Here is a 17,013-nt window from a genome sequence, read left to right on the forward strand (position 1 = left end):
CGGGGTTCTCAGAACAGCGCGCTGGCCAGGTTCCTGCGAGCCCTGCCGAGCGACGGGTCGTCGACGGGAAGCGTCTCGAACAGGCCGAGCAGGTGCACCCTGGCCCGGTCGCGCTCCTCGCCTGAGGTCCGCCGCACGACCGCGATGAGCCGGTCGAAGGCGGTGTCCACGTCACCCGAGAGCATCTCGAAGTCGGCGGCCAGGAGCTGGGCCTCGATGTCCGCCGGGTCGGCGAGGCGGCTCTGCACGTCGGCGGGGTCGACGTCCTGAGTGCGCCGGATCAGGCCGAGCCCCGCGAGGCCGAGCTTGGCGTCCTCGTTGTTCGGGGAACGTGCCAGCAGTCGCTCGTAGGCGGCGACTGCGGCGTCGAGGTCACCGGCGTCGATCGCCTGCTCGGCGGCGAGCAGGTCCGGGTCCGCCGGAGGCTCCGCGGGCCGCTCCTCAGCCGTGGCGCCCTCGGGAACCGGGGGGAGGTACTGGGCCAGGGCCTCCATGAGCTGCGAGAGCCAGTCGCGCAGCTGTGCCTCCGTGGCGATGCCGGGGACGACGGCCACCGGCTGGCCCTGGAAGATGGCGTAAAGGGCGGGCACGTTCTGCACCCGGAGTGCCTGCGCGATCTGCTGGCTGACCTCGACGTCCACCCTGGCCAGGGTCCACCGGCCCGCGTTCTCCGCGGCCAGCTTCTCCAGCAGCTGGCTGTACTCCCTCGCCTGCTCGGCCCTGGTCACCGTGAGCTCCAGCAGCACGAGGCTGTTCATGGAGCGTTCGACGACCTCCGTCGCGAAGTTGGCGTCGTCCACGTCAATGACCGGCGCCGGGACGCCGCCGGTCTCCTGGGCGGTGGCCTCCCGGCGCGCCTGCGCCTCTAGCGCCTGCTTGCGCGCGCCGAGGTCGACGGCACCGTAGAGCGATCCTGCTCGATTGAAGTCCGCTGGGCTCATACTCCAATCCTGCCGCATCCCGGCGGCTGCGCAGACTCAGCACCCTTCCGCCGGAGCCGTACGGCCCCGCCTCCGCAAGGCGCGGGCGGGCGCCGTGACCCCGGCGGGCGGGCGGATGGACCCGGAGCCTAGAAGCGGGCGGGCTCGGTGTAGACGCCCCACACGCCGCGCAGCGCGTCGCAGATCTCGCCGAGGGTCGCCTCGGCACGGGCCGCGTCGAGCATGGACGGGATCAGGTTGCCCTCCCCCTTGGCGACCTCGACCAGCACCGCCAGCGTGCGCTCGACGGCCTGCTCGTCGCGGGCCGCCCTCCGCTCGGAGAGGGCGCGGTTCTGCTCACGCTCGACCTCGTGGCTGACCCTGAGGATCTCCAGCGGCTCGTCGATGGAGCTCGGGTGGCAGTTCACCCCGACGATCCGCTTCTCGCCCTTCTCCAGCTTGCGCTGGTAGTCGAAGGCGGCCTCGGCGATCTCGGACATGAACCAGCCGTCCTCGATGCCGCGCAGGATGCCCGAGGTCATCGACCCGTCGGTCCCCATGTCCCGGATCTTCGAGAAGATCGCCTCGGCCTCGGCCTCGATCCGGTCGGTCAGCGCCTCCACGTACCAGGATCCGCCCAGCGGGTCGGCCACGTTGACGACCTCGGTCTCCTCCATGATCACCTGCTGGGTGCGCAGTGCGATCTCGGCGGCCTTCTCCGAGGGCAGTGCCAGGACCTCGTCCAGCGCGTTGGTGTGCAGCGAGTTGGTGCCGCCGAGCACAGCGGAGAGCGCCTCGACGGCGGTGCGCACCACGTTGTTGTACGGCTGCTGCGCCGTCAGCGAGACGCCCGCCGTCTGGGTGTGGAAGCGCAGCCACTGGGCCTTGTCCGTCTTGGCCCCGTAGACGTCGCGCAGCCACCGCGCCCAGATCCGCCTCGCGGCCCTGAACTTGGCGATCTCCTCGAAGAAGTCGATGTGCGCGTCGAAGAAGAAGGACAGACCGGGCGCGAAGACGTCGACGTCCAGTCCGCGGGAGAGCCCGAGCTCAACGTAGCCGAACCCGTCGGCCAGGGTGAACGCCAGCTCCTGCGCGGCCGTGGAACCGGCCTCGCGGATGTGGTAGCCGGAAACGCTGAGCGGCTTGTAGGCCGGGATGTCCGTGCTGCAGAACTCCATCAGGTCGCCGATCAGCCGCAGATGCGGCTCGGGGGCGAACAGCCACTCCTTCTGCGCGATGTACTCCTTGAAGATGTCGGTCTGGAGCGTCCCGTTGAGCTTGCCCGCGGGCACTCCCTGTCGCTCGGCCGCGACGACGTACATGCAGAAGATCGGCACGGCCGGGCCGCTGATCGTCATCGAGGTGGTGATGTCGCCGAGCGGGATGCCCTCGAAGAGCAGGTCCATGTCCAGCGCGGAGTCGATGGCGACGCCGCAGTGACCGACCTCACCGAGCGAGCGCGGGTCGTCGGAGTCGCGGCCCATCAGCGTCGGCATGTCGAAGGCGACGCTCAGGCCGCCGCCGCCCGCGCCGAGGATCATCTTGTAACGCTCGTTGGTCTGCCTGGCGTTGCCGAACCCGGCGAACTGCCGGATGGTCCACGCCTTCCCTCGGTATCCGGTCGGGTGCAGACCCCGGGTGAAGGGGTACTCCCCCGGCCAGCCGATCCGCTCGAAGCGCGAGTCCTCTCCCGCGGGCCCGTAAACGGGCGCCACGTCGAGGCCGGAAAGCGTCCGGAACTCGGAATCGCGCTTGGCTGCTTTGTCGAAGCGCGCCTGCCAGCGCGCCCGCCCCGCCTCGATCTCCTCGGCGTCCATATAGCCAACTCCCTTTAACGGCCCGTGTACGGCTCGGCTTCTCGTACGGCTTGTGGCCTCAGAAAGATACTAGGACGTCCTACTAATTTTTGGCCAGGTTTCCCCCGGATCACCGCGTCGAGCGATCAGCCCTCGAAGTCCCCCGCGGCCACCCTGATGGTCCTGAGCAGGCCGAACATCTGCTCCAGCTCCGCCTCGCCGTACATGGTCATGGCGAAGCCCGCCCCCATCAGGTCGTTCGTGGCCTCGCTCACGACACTCCGCCCCTGGTTGGTGATCTCCGCCAGCACCCCGCGACCGTCATTGGGGTTGCGCATACGGCGGACCAGACCGGCGCGCTCCAGGCGGTCGACGGTGTTCGTCACGCTCGTGGGATGCACCATCAGGCGCTCACCGATCCTGGACAGCGGCAACGCGCCCGACTTGCTGAAGGTGAGCAGGACCAGCGCCTCGTAGCGGGCGAAGGTCAAGTCATACGGCTTAAGGAGCGTGTCCAGTTGCGAGAGCAGGATCTGGTGCGCTCTCATGATCGACGTGACGGCGGCCATCGCCGAGGACTGCCCGAAGTGAATGCGCCACGTCTCCGCGGCGCGCTGGATGGGGTCGAACGGCAAATTCAGCTGACCTGTAGCCACAGGGCTACGGTAGCGCGGCCTCATCCCAGTTCGCCCATATACGTAGAGTAACCGGACTGATGGCTTCACCAAGAACCCGGGCGTCAAACGTCACGCTCGGTTATGGTTCCCACATCGAATGGTGAGGGCGTGGCCAAGAGGTCGCGTGCGCTCGGTGCGGTCTGCGGGGGACGCGGGCCGGACCGGTGGCCGAGGGGACCGGCCACCGCACATTCACAGCACTGGGGGGTGCTTGATGAACGACAACTCGACGGCGTTCAGACGCCGTGTGATTTTTGGCACGCGCTCGGGCTCGACCGGCACGGCGTGGATTCGTTCCACGCGTGGCGGTGCGTGAGCACAGGGGCGTTTCACGCGAGGAACTCCAGCAGAGCGCATTGGTGGCGGTCGCCGTCCTGCTCGTGCTCGGCGTGGTCGCGGCGTGGAGCGTCCTCATTCCCGGCGTCAGCGCGTGGGAGAACATCATCGTCGCGGTGATCGGCTCGTTGCGGCTCACCGGGCCCGTCGCCGCCGCCTTCGCCGCCTGGGTCGCGGTGCGCAGACGGCGCGGGACGGGACGGCGGTCGCTGACCACCTGGCAGGCGGTGCGCGCGCCGCTGGCCATCCTGGTGGTCGTAACCGGCTCCTTCACCGCGACGGTGCTGGTCCTTGCGGTCAGGACGATGCTCACCGAGCAGGTGGGGCGGCTGCTGCCCAGCGGCCTGGTCATGGGGGTCGCGGGTCTGACCCTGTACGTCACCATCGGCTGGGTGACCGGGTGGCTGCTGCCGTGGACGATCACTCCGGTGCTCGCCGGACTCGGCTGCTATGGCCTGTTCACCTGGCTGGCGCGGGGAGAGACCTGGGCCGACCGGCTCGCTCCCACCACGCGGGAGCCGTACGACGTGTTCCGGGGGTTGAGCTCGACGGCCTTCACCGACCAGACGCTCTGGCTGCTGGGGGTCAGCGCCGCGCTGCTACTCGGCTGGGCCGCGCTGGTGACGCGCCAGGCACTGGTGCTGGCCGGGGCACTGCTTGCGGTGCTGGCCGCGGGCACCGGAATGGCCAGGCTGCTCAGCGAGCCATCGACGATCTCCGCCCAGCGGGTGGTCTACAGCTGCCAGGAGTGGCCGATCACGGTCTGTGTGCACCCGGGGATGCGGACGGGGCTGCCCGAGCTCGGCTCGGCGTTCGTCAAGATCGCATCCCGTCTGGCGGGGACGCCGGGCGAGTTCTCCCGTCTCGAACAGCGTCCCCGCAGTGACGACGCGTCCCTTCCCTCGGGCGCGATCCCGATCCATGTGGACGACCTGTCGAGCGGGTTCGCCGACGAGGCGGCCGACGAGTTCGTCGAGAGTCTGGCCCAGGAGTGCGACGGCACCCCGGCGGGCGGGTACCGCGACATCGTGATCGCGTGGCTGCGCGGCAAGCCGCTGCCCAGCGGCCCGCTTCCCGAGCACCAGTACGCCGCCGCCTGGTTCTCCGGTCTGACGGAGAGCCAGCGGCGCGAGTGGCTGCGGCTGTACTACGCCGACTTCGCGGCGTGCAGGCTGCAGAGCGGTCACTTCGGCGCCCAGGCGGAACAGGCCACTCAGATCACACAGACCACGCAGACCGGTCAGCCCGGCCAGCTCGATCAGCTTGATCAGCTTGATCAGCCCAGCCAGACCGGTCAGCTTGATCAGCCCGGCCAGCTCGACCAGCCCGGCTGGACCGATCGGCTCGACCGGACCGGTCAAACAAGCCGGACCGGTCAGACGGGCCCGCTCACGCGGCAGGACCGGCCTCGCCGGGCGGACCAGGTACGGCACGCGGGCCGGGCAGGACGGGCGGCGCGGACCGGCCGGGTGACGCGACCGAATCAGGAGGGCCCCGTGGGGCGGGAAGATCCGGCCGGACCGGAGAACCCGGGCGACCTCGACAAGGGGCCGGCCTACCTCGATGGCCTGAGCGGCCCTCCCAGGAGCCGCTGAGCCTCGGGGACCCCGGCCCGTCCCCCGGCGCGCACCGCCGCCACCTGTCCCCCGGTCCGCCGACGGGCCGTGAAAGGACCGGTCCGTCGAACGGCCGGCGGAGCGGTTCGCCGAACGGCCGGCGGAGCGGTCCCCGCCGGGGAGAGTCGGAAAGAAGGGCGGAAAACCGCCTCGGCGGAAGCGACAAGATCGGCATAGGCTCGAACGTGGGAACGCGGCCCCCGCTCGATGTGAGAACGCGGCCACCGAGGGAAGGAAATCGCCGTGAATGCCCCCATGGAAGCGCCGCCGGAGGCGATGCCCGTCCCCCGGCGGAAAGGCTGGCGCCTGCTCGCAGGGCTGCTCGTCGTCGTGGTCCTCCTCGTCGTCGGCGCTCGTCTCGCCTGGTCGTGGCTGAACCCGTTCGGCGAGAACACGGTCGACCGCAGCCAGCCCGTGCTGCTGGAGTCCATCCACAACCTCAGCCGCTTCGAGGCGGCAACCGGTAACTTCCAGGTCGTCGTGGACCTGGAGAAGGACGCCGCCTTCCTGCCCGACGCCATCAAGGGAAGCCGCACTCTCTTCGTCGGCGCGGGCGGAGTGGACGCCTACGTCGACTTCGGCGGCCTCACCACGGGCGCGCTGACCGTCTCACCCGACCGCAAGGAGGTCACGGTGAGGCTGCCCCACGCCCAGTTGGAGAAGCCCAACCTCGACAACAAGCGCTCCTACGTCTACGCCCAGCAGCGCGGTCTCTTCGACCGGGTCCAGGACTTCCTGTCCTCCTCCCCCGGCGACCAGCAGGAGCTCTACGTGCTGGCCGAGAAGAAGATCGCCGAGGCGGCGCAGGGCAGCGACCTCCTCAGCCGCGCCGACCAGAACACCAAGACCATGCTGCAGGGCATGCTGAACGGCCTCGGCTTCGACAAGGTCACCGTCAAGTTCGCCGACCAGCCCTGACCTCCCACCGGCCTCCTGCCTCCCCGGGCCGCCGGTCGTTCAGTTGCCGTCGGCGGCCGCCAGCAGTTCGTCGGCGGCCCGGTAGGGGTCGAGGCCCTCCTCAAGGACGCGGCAGGCCAGAGCGTCCAGACGCAGGTCGCCGTGAAGGTCGGCGAAGCGGGAGCGAAGGGCGGTCAGGGCGATCGCCTCGATCTCGTCGCGAGCCCTGACATGGCGCCTGCGGGCCAGCTCACCTGACTTCTCCAGGTGGGCCCAGTGCGCGTCGAGGGCGTCCACCAAATCCTCGGACCCCTCGCCACGGTAGGCGACGGTCGGCACGATCGGCGGCTTCCAGTCGCGCTCGACCAGGGCGATCATGTTGCGAAGCTCCCTGATGGCCGCCTGGGCGCCGTCGCGGTCGGCCTTGTTGACCACGAACACGTCCGCGATCTCCAGGATGCCCGCCTTGGCCGCCTGGACGCCGTCGCCCATCCCCGGGGCGAGCAACACGATGGTGGTGTCGGCGAGCGAGGCGATGTCGACCTCGGCCTGGCCCACCCCGACGGTCTCGATGAGGATGACCTCGCACCCGGCGGCCTCCAGGACACGCAGCGCCTGGGGAGTCGCCCATGACAGGCCTCCCAGGTGGCCGCGGCTGGCCATCGACCGGATGAACACCTCGGGGTCGGTCGCATGGTCCTGCATCCGCACCCGGTCACCGAGCAGCGCGCCGCCGGTGAACGGCGAGGAAGGGTCGACGGCGAGCACGCCGACCCTTTTGCCCTGCTTGCGGAATGCCTGGACCAGCATCCCGGTGGAGGTGGACTTGCCGACGCCGGGAGAACCGGTCAGCCCGATGATCCGGGCCCGGAGCGGGCGGTCCGCGCAGAGCCGGGTCATGATCTCCCTGAGCAGCGGCGAGCCGTTCTCCACCAGCGAGATCAGCCTGGCCACGGCGCGCGGCTGCCCGGCCCGCGCCCGCGCGACCAGATCGGCCACCCCGGCCGTCGAGGAGGGCGAGGAGAGCTCTGCCTCAGCGGCCTGAGGCCGCCCGTCCCGGGTGACCGGCCCTGAGTCGCGCACCGTCACGCCGAGGGAACGCGGATGATCAGGGCGTCGCCCTGGCCGCCTCCGCCGCACAGGCCCGCGGCGCCGAGCCCGCCGCCCCTGCGCCGGAGCTCGTGGGCGAGCGCCAGAACGATGCGGGCGCCGGAGGCGCCGATCGGGTGGCCGACGGCGATGCCGCCGCCGTTGACGTTGACCTTGTCGAGCGGGACGCCGAGCTCCTTGACCGACTGGAGGACGACCTGGGCGAAGGCCTCGTTGATCTCCAGCAAATCGAGATCGTCGGCCGAGAGGCCCTGCTTGCCGAGGGCGTGCTTGATGGCGTTCGCGGGCTGGGACTGCAACGAGTTGTCGGGGCCCGCCACGTTGCCGTGCGCCCCGATCTCCGCCAGCCACTCCAGGCCGAGTTCCTCGGCCTTCGCCTTGGACATCACGACCACCGCGCAGGCGCCGTCCGAGATCTGCGAGGCAGACCCCGCGGTGATCGTGCCGTCCTTGCTGAACGCGGGCCGCAGCCGCCCGAGGGCCTCGACCGTGGTGTCCGCCCGCACGCCCTCGTCGGCGGAGAAGACCACCGGCTCTCCCTTACGCTGCGGGATCGACACCGGGACGATCTCGTCGTCGAGCACACCGTTCTTGATCGCGGCGGCGGCCAGCTCGTGGGAGCGGGCGGAGAACGCGTCCTGCTCCTCGCGGGTCAGGCCGAGGCGCGCGTTGTGGCGCTCGGTCGACTCGCCCATGGAGACCTGATCGTAGGCGTCGGTGAGGCCGTCGAAGGCCATCGAGTCCACGATGCCCGCGTCGCCGTACTTCACCCCCCTGCGCAGGCCTGGCAGCAGGTGCGGGGCGTTCGACATGGACTCCATACCTCCGGCGACCACGATGTCGAACTCACCCGCCCTGATGAGCTGATCGGCGAGGGCGATGGCGTCGAGGCCGGACAGGCAGACCTTGTTGATCGTCAACGACGGGACGGTCATCGGGACACCGGCCTTGACGGCCGCCTGGCGGGAGGGGATCTGACCCGCTCCGGCCTGGAGGACCTGACCCATGATCACATACTGTACGGCCTCTGGAGCGACACCGGAGCGCTCCAGAGCGGCCTTGATGGCGATGCCGCCGAGCTCGACGGCCGACAGGCCGGACAGTGAGCCGAGCAGCCGCCCAATGGGGGTGCGAGCTCCGGCGACAATGACGGAACCAGACATAAGCAGGGGCCTCCCTGGCAGGCTTGGGACGACTTTGCCACCATACCCATGGGTACCCAAGCAACCGCCATGGAGGTTGGTCATATGTTCATGCGCATCGATCATGTGGGAATCGCATGCCACGACCTGGAGGAGAAGATCGCTCTCTTCGAACGCACCTTCGAGCTCACGGTGGTGGCGCGCGAGGTCAACGAGGAGCAGGGCGTCAAGGAGGCGATGCTGCACATAGCGGACGGCAACGGAGGCGGGTCCTACATCCAGCTCCTCGAACCGCTCGGCCCCGACACACCGGTCGGCAAATTCCTGGCCAAGCGCGGTGAAGGGGTGCACCACGTCGCGTTCGGCGTTCCGGACGTCGCCGAGGCGATGCGGGAGATCGGCGATCGGGGGGTCAGGCTTCTCGACGAGCGGCCCCGGCACGGCACGATGGGCTCCTCGATCGCTTTCCTGCATCCGAAGGATGTCGGAGGAATGCTCACCGAACTTGTTCAGGCTCCAAAGCACTAAAGGCGCGCCATGTCAAATGTAAGAAACGTTCATACGTAACAAGTCACGCAGAAAGCCAGAGGAGACCGACAACTCGGCAACTCCAGAGTACGCTGGCCTACCACCGGACGTGTGGATCCCGCCACGGCTCCCGCCTCGGATGTCCGAAATCCCCCGTCCGGCCCGTGTAGCCGTCTCGACAACCCAGGATCGAGCCTCCATGCAGTCCGACATCGACGCCCAGCTCAACAATTTCTTCGAGGACACCCCCGCCCGGGAATTCGACGTGGTGCTCCGTGGCTATGACCGGCACCAGGTCCACGACCATCTCAAGCAAGTCGACAACGAACTGCGCCAGACCAGGGAACAGCTCCAGAGCCTGCAGCGGGATCTGTCCGACTCCCAGCGCCAGTTGCAGGAGCAGGAGCGCCCGACCTATTCGGGTCTCGGCGCGCGGATCGAGCAGCTCCTCCGTCTCGCCGAGGAGCAGGCGACCGAGCTGGTCCAAGCCGCCCGTTCAGAGGCCAACGAGATCAAGGCCGCGTCCAAGGTCGACGCCGCCGATCTGCGCGCCGCCGCCGAGAACGAAGCGGCGGAGAAGCGCGCCCTCGCCACCCGCGAGGCCGACGAGATGCGCACCACCGCGGAGCGGGAGGCCGAGGAGATCCGCTCGACCGCTCGCCGCGAGTCCGACGAGCTGACCGCGACCACCGAGCGCGAGGTCGCCAAGCTACGGGCGACCGCCGACCACGAGGTCGCGGAGAAGCGCGCGGACGCCGAGCGCGAGATCGCCAAGCTGCGCACGACCACCGAGCGCGAGGTCGCCCAGCTGCGCGCCTCGACCAAGCGCGAGCGCGACGAGATCCTCACCACCGCCAAGCGCCAGGCCGACGAGATGCGCGCCCAGGCCCAGCGGGTTCTTGAGGAGTCCGAGGCCAAGCGCGCCCAGGACGAGGCCGAGTTCGAGATCCAGCTCGCCGCCCGCCGCGAGGAGGCGGAGCGCCAGGAGGCAGAGCGTCACGCCACCGCGCAGGCCAACACCCAGAAGCTGGTCTCCGAGGCCGAGCAGCGCGCGGCCACCGCCGAACAGCGCGCGACCAAGGCGACCCAGCAGGCCGAGCAGACTCGCCGCGAGGCGGACACCCACGCCAAGCAGCTGCTCGCCAACGCGCGCAAGAACGCCGACCAGCTCGTGGCCGACGCCAAGGCGAGCGCCGAGTCGATCGTCTCCGAGGCCAAGTCCGAGGCCGAGCGGAGCCGCTCCGTGGCCCAGCGCCAGGTCGACGAGCTGACCCGCCAGCGCGACAGCATCACCAGCCACCTCGCGCAGCTGCGCCAGCTGCTCGGCGGCGCGCCGCTCCCGGCGGCGGAGCCGGAGCCCGCGATCACCGCGGCCCCGCCGAAGCCGGCGATCCCGGCCTCGAACGGCAGCGAGAAGCCGGTCACGGCCTCCGCGAAGGCTTCCAGCAAGGACGACGACGCGGAGTGGTGGCAGGAGTAGCGCCGGTTCACGGGGCGTTCTCGACGGCTACAAGAGAGTCTGGCGGCCTGGATGGTCGCTAGGCTCTCTTGTCACGTTCCCGCCGTCTCGTACGGCCTCGCGTCCCCCACCGCCAGGAGCAGCCGTGCCCGAAGCGTCCCAGACAGCCGACGTCGCCGAGACTCCAGCGCCCGCCCCTGATCCGTTCGCTCCGCCGAAGGCTCGTGCCGAGCCTGCGGCGCCGTACGGCGAGCCGGGCAAGCCCCTGACCAGGAACCCGTTCCTCGTGGGACTGACCGCGGGCCTGGGCCTGCTGACCGCGTGGGCGCTGGCCCAGGCCCTGATCACCGCGCGCAGCGTGATCGTGCTGATCGTGGTCGCGATGTTCCTGGCCGTCGGGCTCAACCCGGCCGTCGAGTCGTTGCAGCGGCGCCGGATGCCCCGCCGAGGGGCGATCTCGATCGTCTTCGGCGGGGTGATTCTGTTCTTCGTGCTCTTCGGCCTGGCGATCGTCCCACCGGTGAGCCGGGAGGCCGCCTCCTTCGTCAGCGCGGTGCCCGGATACGTCCAGGAACTGCTGGCCAATCCCACCCTCAAGGGGCTGGACAGCGACTACCAGATCCTCACCAGGATCGGTGACTACATCACCAGCGGCGGCCTCGCCCAGACCGTGGCCGGCGGCCTGGTCGGCGCGGGGGCCGTGGTGTTCAACGCGTTCTTCTCCGGGGTCACCCTGCTGGTGCTGACGCTGTACTTCCTCGGCTCGCTGCCCTCGATCAAGGAGTACCTCTTCAGGCTCGTGCCGAAGAGCCGCAGGGCGCGCTCCGAGGCACTCGGCGACGAGATTCTCGACGGCATCGGCGGCTACGTGGCCGGAAACCTGCTGATCTCGGTGATCGCCGGCGTCGTCACCTGGCTGTTCCTCGCGGTCCTGAACATGCAGTACGCCCTGGCCCTGGCCCTGGTCGTGGCGGTCGCCGACCTGATCCCGCTGGTCGGGGCGACGATCGGCGCCGCGCTGGTGACCCTGGTCGCGCTGCTGCAGTCGGGGACACTCGGCATCGCCTGCGGGATCTTCTTCCTGGTCTACCAGCAGGTCGAGAACTACCTGATCTACCCGCGCGTCATGAAGCGCTCCGTGGACGTGACACCGGCGGTCACCGTGATCGCCGCGCTGTTCGGCGGCACGCTGATGGGCATCGTGGGGGCGCTGCTGGCCATCCCGGTCGCCGCCGCGATCGCGCTGATCATCCGTGAGGTCGTGCTGCCCCGGCAAGCTCAGCTGTAAAACCGGCGACGGCGCGGTTGAACGCCTCTGGCTGTTCAAGGGCGCTCAGATGCCCGGCCTTCTCGATCACGGCGAGGCGTCCGTCGGGCACGGCTCCGACCATCGCCTCCGCGTCGGCGACCGGGGAGATCTCGTCCTCCTCGCCCACGATCACCAGGGCCGGGACCTTGAGCCCGCGCAGGGTGTCGAAGGAGTCGGGACGGCCTGCCATGGCCCGCTGGGCCCAGGCGGCCGCCTGCGGCGGCGCCGACTGGACCAGCCCGCGCACCCGGCCGAACACCATCGCCCTACGCTGCGCGGTCGTCCGCCCGACCAGCGCGGGCAGCATCTCCTCGACCAGGACGGACGACCCGCTGCCGAGCACCGCCGTGGCGACCCGCTCCCGGTTCGCCCTGGCCGCCTCGGTGTCCGCGCCCGCCTTGGTGTCGGCGAGGATCACCCCGAGCAGCCGGTCGGGGTGGCGCCTGCACATGGCCATCGTCACGTAACCGCCCATGGACTGACCGCCGACGACGGCCCTGTCGACCCCCTCACGGTCAAGCAGGCGCGCGACGTCGTCGGCCATCACGTCGACGGAGGGCTCGTCCTCACCGAGCGCCGAGCCGCCGAAGCCCCGCAGGTCGGGGGTGATGACCTTGCAGACCGCGGCGAGGCCCTCTCGCTGGGCCAGCCACATGGCCGACGACAGCGGAAAGGCGTGCAGGAGGACGAGCGGAAGCCCCTCGCCCGCTGACCGTGTGTACATGTGCACGCTGTCCACCGTAGTCCCGGGCCCGCGATCTGGCACCCCACGATGCGCGGCGGGTCGGACACCGAGAGGTCAGGCGCCGTCGACCTCCGACGGCAGCGGGTAGGCCGCCGGGTTGACCCGCCGGACGATCTCGTTGAGGACGATCCGTACGTACGGCTCGCCGACCCACAGGTGCTTGGCGCCCTCGACCCCGACGACCTCGGCCTGGGGCACCCTGGCGAACCGCGTCCTGGCCTCCTGGGGCCTCAGGTAGTCGTCGAACTCGGGGACCAGCGCCGTCACCGGACGGCCGAACGCCGCCCAGGCGTCGAGGTCGGCGTCGGTGGCCCGGTGCAGCGGCGGGGAAAGCAGGACGGCGCCCGTCACGAGCGGGTCGCGCCCCCACTTGAGCGCGATCTCGGTGCCGAAGGACCAGCCGACCAGCCACGAATGGGGCAGATCGTGGAAGTCGGCGTACTCCAGCGCCGCGGCGACGTCGAACCGCTCCTCCTCACCGCCGCCGAACGCGCCCTCCGAGGTGCCGCGCTCGGAGGAGGTGCCGCGCGTGTTGAACCGCAGCACCGCCAGATCCGCCAGCGCGGGCAGCCGGTTGGCGGCCTTGCGGTACAGGTGACTGTCCATCATGCCGCCGTGCGTCGGCAGCGGGTGCAGGCAGATCAGCGTGGCCACCGGCGGCTTGTCAGCGGGAAGGGCCAGCTCGCCGACGAGCTTCAGCCCGTCCCCGGTGTGCAGCTCGATCGGCTCCCTGCGCGCGGGCAGGACCGTCGAGGACCTGATCTCCATGTGTCTCCGTGTCTCCTCACTACCGCCGTCCGGACCCCTCCGGCCCGGCCTACCCGGTGCTCCGGGCCGCTCTCAGTACCTGCTCCGCCCCGGGCCGCGTCTGACCCGGTTGCGCCAGCACACGGTGTGCCAGTGCCTGCGCTCTTCCTCCCCGCCCGACCAGGCAGGCCAGCTCACCAGGTGCGGCAGGCCGGACCTGATCTCCTGGTCGCAGCCCGGACACCGGTAGACCTTGTCCGCGCCGGAGCCGGTGACCCGGCGCACGTGCCAGTCGCCGTCAGGCCACTCCTCGACCTGGTCGACACCGGGCACGGACCCGCCGACGGGACGTGCGGGGGCGGCCCGGCCGCCCCGGTCGAAAGGGTCGGCCCTTCGGGCTCTGCGGGGGCTCATGACAGGTCGCGGATGCTCCGCACCCCGGCCGTGACGAGCTGGTCGAGCAGCGGCGCGGGGGCGAAGGCCGGGTCACGATACTCGGCGTACAGGGCGCGCAGGCCGTCGCGGACGGTCTCAAGGCCCAGCGCGTCGAGCATCTCGAACGGGCCCGCCGGGTAGCCGCAACCGAGCTTCATGGCCGCGTCGATGGCCTCGATTCCCGCGTAGCCGGAGTCGTACATCCGCACGGCGTCGTTCAGGTACGGGTACAGGAGCGCGTCGACCACGAACTCGGCCCGGTCCTTGCAGTGCACCGGGGTACGGCCGATGATCCGGACCAGGCCCTCGACGGCGCGCGTCACGTCCGGCGAGGTGAGCACGGTCGAGGCGATCTCGGCGACCTTCTCCCCGACCAGGTGCAGGCCGACCAGACGCCCCGGGTGCGGGAGCTGCGCGGCCAGTTCGATCACCGGGTTGTGCGACAGCGCGACGACCACGTCCGCGTCGTCGGCGAGCCCCTCCTTGAAACCGGCGGCGCTGAGCTTGGCGGCGAACTCCTCCGCGCCCTCGCCGAGCACCGCGACCGAGCCGACCGAGGGCTTGCCGTCCGTGTGCGCGGGCGCGGGGCCGTCCCCGTCATAGAAGCCCGCACCCGCCTTACGGCCGAGCAGCCCCGCGGTGACCAGTTCCCGCAGGATCGGCGCGGGGGCGTGGCGGCGGTCACGGCTCTCCTGGAACAGCACGCACATCACCTCGTACGAGGTGTCCAGGCCGATCAGGTCCAGCAGCGCGAAGGGACCCATCGGCAGCCCGACGCCGAGTCTCATCGCCGCGTCGATGTCGTCGCGGGTGGCCAGGCCGTTCTCCAGCAGGACGGCGGCATGGTTGAGATAGGTCAGCAGCAGCCGGTTGACCACGAACCCGGCGCGGTCGCCGACGCTCACCGGCGTCTTGCCGAGCCTGCGCGCGAGGGCCGCGATCTCGTCCGCCAGGCCGTCCTCGGTGACCACCGTGTGGATCACCTCGACCAGTTTCATGATCGGCGCGGGATTGAAGAAGTGCATGCCGACGACCTGGCCCGGCCTCGTGGTGGTCGCGGCGATCTCGGTCACCGAGAGCGAGGAGGTGTTGGTCGCGAGCACCGCGGACGGCTTGCAGATCCGATCCAGGTCGGTGAAGAGGGTTCGCTTGAAGTCCATGACCTCGGGGATGGCCTCGACCACCAGGTCGGCGTCCGCGAGGTCGTCCAGCGAGGTGGTCAGGGTCACCCTGCCGAGGATCTCCGCCCGTTCGGCCTCGCTCAGCCTGCCCTTCGCCAGGGCCTTTCCGGTCGACCCCTCCAGGTGGCCTCGGCCACGCTCAAGCGCCGCGGGGTCGGCCTCGACGCCGACCACCGCGAGCCCGGCGCGGGCAAAGACCTCGGCGATCCCCGCCCCCATCGTGCCGAGCCCGACAACTCCGACCTTCTCAAAGCTGCGCGTCATGCCGCCAGTCTCCCAGAGGTGTCCGTCTCATCCCAAAACCAGCCCGGGCAATCGACAGCCGCGGGTCAAGGCGCCGTCCGCCTTCCGGACACTCTCGTCCGGCTCCCTCGTGAGCCGATTCGGGATCGGCGGCGGAGTCCTGGGACTAGTCTTGTGTGCCATGCGTCTGGTCATCGCGCGATGCAGCGTGGATTACGTGGGAAAGCTCACCGCTCATCTTCCGATGGCGCCCAGGCTCATCCTTATCAAAGCGGACAATTCGGTCTCCATTCACGCGGACGACCGGGCCTTCAAGCCACTGAACTGGATGAATCCGCCCTGCAAGCTCCGCGAGGAGGAGGGCACCTGGACGGTCACGCACGGCAAGACCGGCGAGAAGCTCGTCCTCACGATGGAGGAGATCCTCCACGACTCCAGCCATGAGCTGGGCGTCGATCCCGGGCTCGTCAAGGACGGTGTCGAGGCGCACCTGCAGGAGCTGCTGGCCGAGCACATCACCACGCTGGGCGCGGGCTGGACGCTGGTCCGCCGCGAGTACATGACGGCGATCGGCCCGGTGGACATCCTCTGCCGTGATCACACCGGCGCGTCGGTGGCCGTCGAGCTCAAGCGCAGGGCGGGCATCGACGCCGTTGAGCAGCTGACCCGCTATCTGGAGCTGATGAACCGCGATCCCCTGCTCGCCCCCGTCACCGGGATCCTGGCCGCCCAGGCCATCGTGCCGCAGGCCAGGACGCTGGCGGAGGACCGCGGCATCCGCTGCGTGACCCTCGACTACGACGAGCTGCGGGGCATCGAGCGCAACGACACTCTGTTCTGACGGAGGCGCGGGGGGTTCAACGGGAGCCCGGGTTTCAACGAGGGCGAGGGCGGGCCGGGAGGTCTTGTCCTTCGTTCGGAGGACAGGGACGTTCCACCGGTCGTGGGTGCTGCGCAAGCCGTACAGGGCCGACGCTTGAGGCATGAAGACAGCGGTGAAAGTACGCGGCCTGACCAAGCGGTACGGCGACGTACAGGCGGTCGGGGGCATCGACCTCGACATCGACGCCGGTGAGGTGTTCGCGATCCTCGGCCCCAATGGGGCGGGGAAGTCGACGACGGTGGAGATCCTGGAGGGGTTCCGGACCAGGGACGCCGGGGAGGTCAGCGTCCTGGGCCTCGACCCCGACAGGCCGACCCGCGAGTGGCGCTCACGGATCGGGGTCGTGCTGCAAACGGCGAACGACATGACCGAGGCGACGGTACGGGAGACCGTGCGGCACTTCGCGAGCTACTACCCGGTCTCGAACGACCCGGACCAGGTGATCGAGCAGGTCGGCCTGACGGACAAGGCGGACAAGCGGATCCGCCAGCTCTCCGGCGGCCAGCGGCGGCGGCTGGACGTGGCACTGGGCGTGATCGGCAACCCGGAGCTGCTCTTCCTCGATGAGCCGACCACCGGGTTCGACCCGGAGGCGCGGCGGCAGTTCTGGGACCTGATCCGGCATCTGGCGGACCAGGGGACCACGATCGTGCTGACCACCCACTACCTGGACGAGGTCGAGGCGCTGGCGAACCGGGTGACCGTGGTCGCGAAGGGCCGTGTGGTGGCCGAGGGCGAGCCCGCGACGCTGGGCGGCAGGGCGAACGCGAAGGCCAGGGTGAGCTGGTCGGACGAGGGCGAGCGCAAAACGCTGGAGACGGACACTCCGACCCGCGCCGTGCTGGAGCTGACCAGGCGGTTCGACGGTGAGGTTCCTGAGCTGACGGTGACCCGGCCAACCCTGGAGGAAATGTATCTCCAGCTCATCGAGGCTCCCGCCTGACCGTCGCCTCCCATCCCCCGTCGCTCCCGTCCGGAAAGCGGGCGCG

Annotated in this window: 16 protein-coding genes; 7 read left to right on the forward strand and 9 right to left on the reverse strand. The window is 70.1% G+C overall.

Annotated features, from left to right (window positions below):
• Window positions 1-8: 8 nt before the first annotated feature.
• The 3 genes from AB0395_RS35990 to AB0395_RS36000 all read right to left on the reverse strand — a co-directional run bounded on the left by AB0395_RS35990 (window position 9) and on the right by AB0395_RS36000 (window position 3,396).
• A complete protein-coding gene (locus AB0395_RS35990) occupies window positions 9-941 on the reverse strand; it encodes a tetratricopeptide repeat protein (RefSeq protein ID WP_366288726.1) in 933 nt (310 codons plus the stop codon).
• 128 nt (window positions 942-1,069) lie between these two features.
• Window positions 1,070-2,737: a methylmalonyl-CoA mutase family protein gene (locus AB0395_RS35995; protein ID WP_366288728.1), complete on the reverse strand. Its 1,668-nt coding sequence runs from the start codon at window positions 2,735-2,737 to the stop codon at window positions 1,070-1,072.
• Window positions 2,738-2,862: 125 nt separating this feature from the next.
• Window positions 2,863-3,396, reverse strand: a complete 534-nt coding sequence (locus AB0395_RS36000; RefSeq protein ID WP_366288730.1) for a MarR family transcriptional regulator — start codon at window positions 3,394-3,396, stop codon at window positions 2,863-2,865.
• A 299-nt stretch (window positions 3,397-3,695) separates the two neighbouring features.
• Between AB0395_RS36000 and AB0395_RS36005 the strand changes: the two genes are divergently transcribed.
• Both AB0395_RS36005 and AB0395_RS36010 read left to right on the forward strand, forming a co-directional pair.
• Complete coding sequence (locus tag AB0395_RS36005; RefSeq protein WP_366288732.1) at window positions 3,696-5,324, forward strand: hypothetical protein; 1,629 nt, start codon at window positions 3,696-3,698, stop codon at window positions 5,322-5,324.
• A 264-nt stretch (window positions 5,325-5,588) separates the two neighbouring features.
• Complete coding sequence (locus AB0395_RS36010; RefSeq protein WP_366288734.1) at window positions 5,589-6,263, forward strand: DUF4230 domain-containing protein; 675 nt, start codon at window positions 5,589-5,591, stop codon at window positions 6,261-6,263.
• A gap of 39 nt (window positions 6,264-6,302) precedes the next feature.
• Here the strand turns inward: AB0395_RS36010 and meaB are convergent, their stop codons facing one another.
• Entirely contained in the window at window positions 6,303-7,241 is a 939-nt protein-coding gene (gene meaB, locus AB0395_RS36015) for a methylmalonyl Co-A mutase-associated GTPase MeaB (RefSeq protein ID WP_366288780.1), read from the reverse strand.
• Between the two features lie 86 nt (window positions 7,242-7,327).
• Entirely contained in the window at window positions 7,328-8,515 is a 1,188-nt protein-coding gene (locus AB0395_RS36020; RefSeq protein ID WP_366288736.1) for an acetyl-CoA C-acetyltransferase, read from the reverse strand.
• An 84-nt stretch (window positions 8,516-8,599) separates the two neighbouring features.
• Here AB0395_RS36020 and mce point away from each other — a divergent pair, with 84 nt between their 5' ends.
• The 3 genes from mce (at window position 8,600) to AB0395_RS36035 (ending at window position 11,769) form a co-directional block, all read left to right on the forward strand.
• Entirely contained in the window at window positions 8,600-9,022 is a 423-nt protein-coding gene (mce, locus tag AB0395_RS36025) for a methylmalonyl-CoA epimerase (RefSeq protein WP_366288738.1), read from the forward strand.
• 199 nt (window positions 9,023-9,221) lie between these two features.
• The gene (locus AB0395_RS36030) at window positions 9,222-10,502 is read left to right on the forward strand and encodes a DivIVA domain-containing protein (protein ID WP_366288740.1); all 1,281 of its coding nucleotides are present in this window, start codon (window positions 9,222-9,224) and stop codon (window positions 10,500-10,502) included.
• Window positions 10,503-10,626: 124 nt separating this feature from the next.
• Complete coding sequence (locus tag AB0395_RS36035; RefSeq protein ID WP_366288742.1) at window positions 10,627-11,769, forward strand: AI-2E family transporter; 1,143 nt, start codon at window positions 10,627-10,629, stop codon at window positions 11,767-11,769.
• Here the strand turns inward: AB0395_RS36035 and AB0395_RS36040 are convergent.
• The 4 genes from AB0395_RS36040 to AB0395_RS36055 all read right to left on the reverse strand — a co-directional run bounded on the left by AB0395_RS36040 (window position 11,729) and on the right by AB0395_RS36055 (window position 15,162).
• Entirely contained in the window at window positions 11,729-12,514 is a 786-nt protein-coding gene (locus AB0395_RS36040; protein WP_366288782.1) for an alpha/beta fold hydrolase, read from the reverse strand. The genes AB0395_RS36035 and AB0395_RS36040 overlap by 41 nt on opposite strands.
• A gap of 75 nt (window positions 12,515-12,589) precedes the next feature.
• Complete coding sequence (locus AB0395_RS36045; protein WP_366288744.1) at window positions 12,590-13,303, reverse strand: alpha/beta hydrolase; 714 nt, start codon at window positions 13,301-13,303, stop codon at window positions 12,590-12,592.
• Window positions 13,304-13,375: 72 nt separating this feature from the next.
• Window positions 13,376-13,696 (reverse strand): ATP/GTP-binding protein, encoded by a 321-nt coding sequence (locus AB0395_RS36050; protein ID WP_366288746.1) that lies wholly within the window; start codon window positions 13,694-13,696, stop codon window positions 13,376-13,378.
• Entirely contained in the window at window positions 13,693-15,162 is a 1,470-nt protein-coding gene (locus AB0395_RS36055; RefSeq protein WP_366288748.1) for a 3-hydroxybutyryl-CoA dehydrogenase, read from the reverse strand. The genes AB0395_RS36050 and AB0395_RS36055 overlap by 4 nt, the downstream gene beginning before the upstream one ends.
• Before the next feature lie 160 nt (window positions 15,163-15,322).
• Between AB0395_RS36055 and nucS the strand changes: the two genes are divergently transcribed.
• Together nucS and AB0395_RS36065 are read left to right on the forward strand one after the other, a co-directional pair.
• The gene (gene nucS / locus AB0395_RS36060; protein WP_366288750.1) at window positions 15,323-15,982 is read left to right on the forward strand and encodes an endonuclease NucS; all 660 of its coding nucleotides are present in this window, start codon (window positions 15,323-15,325) and stop codon (window positions 15,980-15,982) included.
• A gap of 142 nt (window positions 15,983-16,124) precedes the next feature.
• Window positions 16,125-16,967 (forward strand): ABC transporter ATP-binding protein, encoded by an 843-nt coding sequence (locus AB0395_RS36065; RefSeq protein ID WP_366288752.1) that lies wholly within the window; start codon window positions 16,125-16,127, stop codon window positions 16,965-16,967.
• The last annotated feature ends 46 nt before the right edge of the window (window positions 16,968-17,013 follow it).

It is taken from the genome of Streptosporangium sp. NPDC051023, assembly GCF_040689595.1.
In the GTDB taxonomy this organism is placed as follows: domain Bacteria; phylum Actinomycetota; class Actinomycetes; order Streptosporangiales; family Streptosporangiaceae; genus Streptosporangium.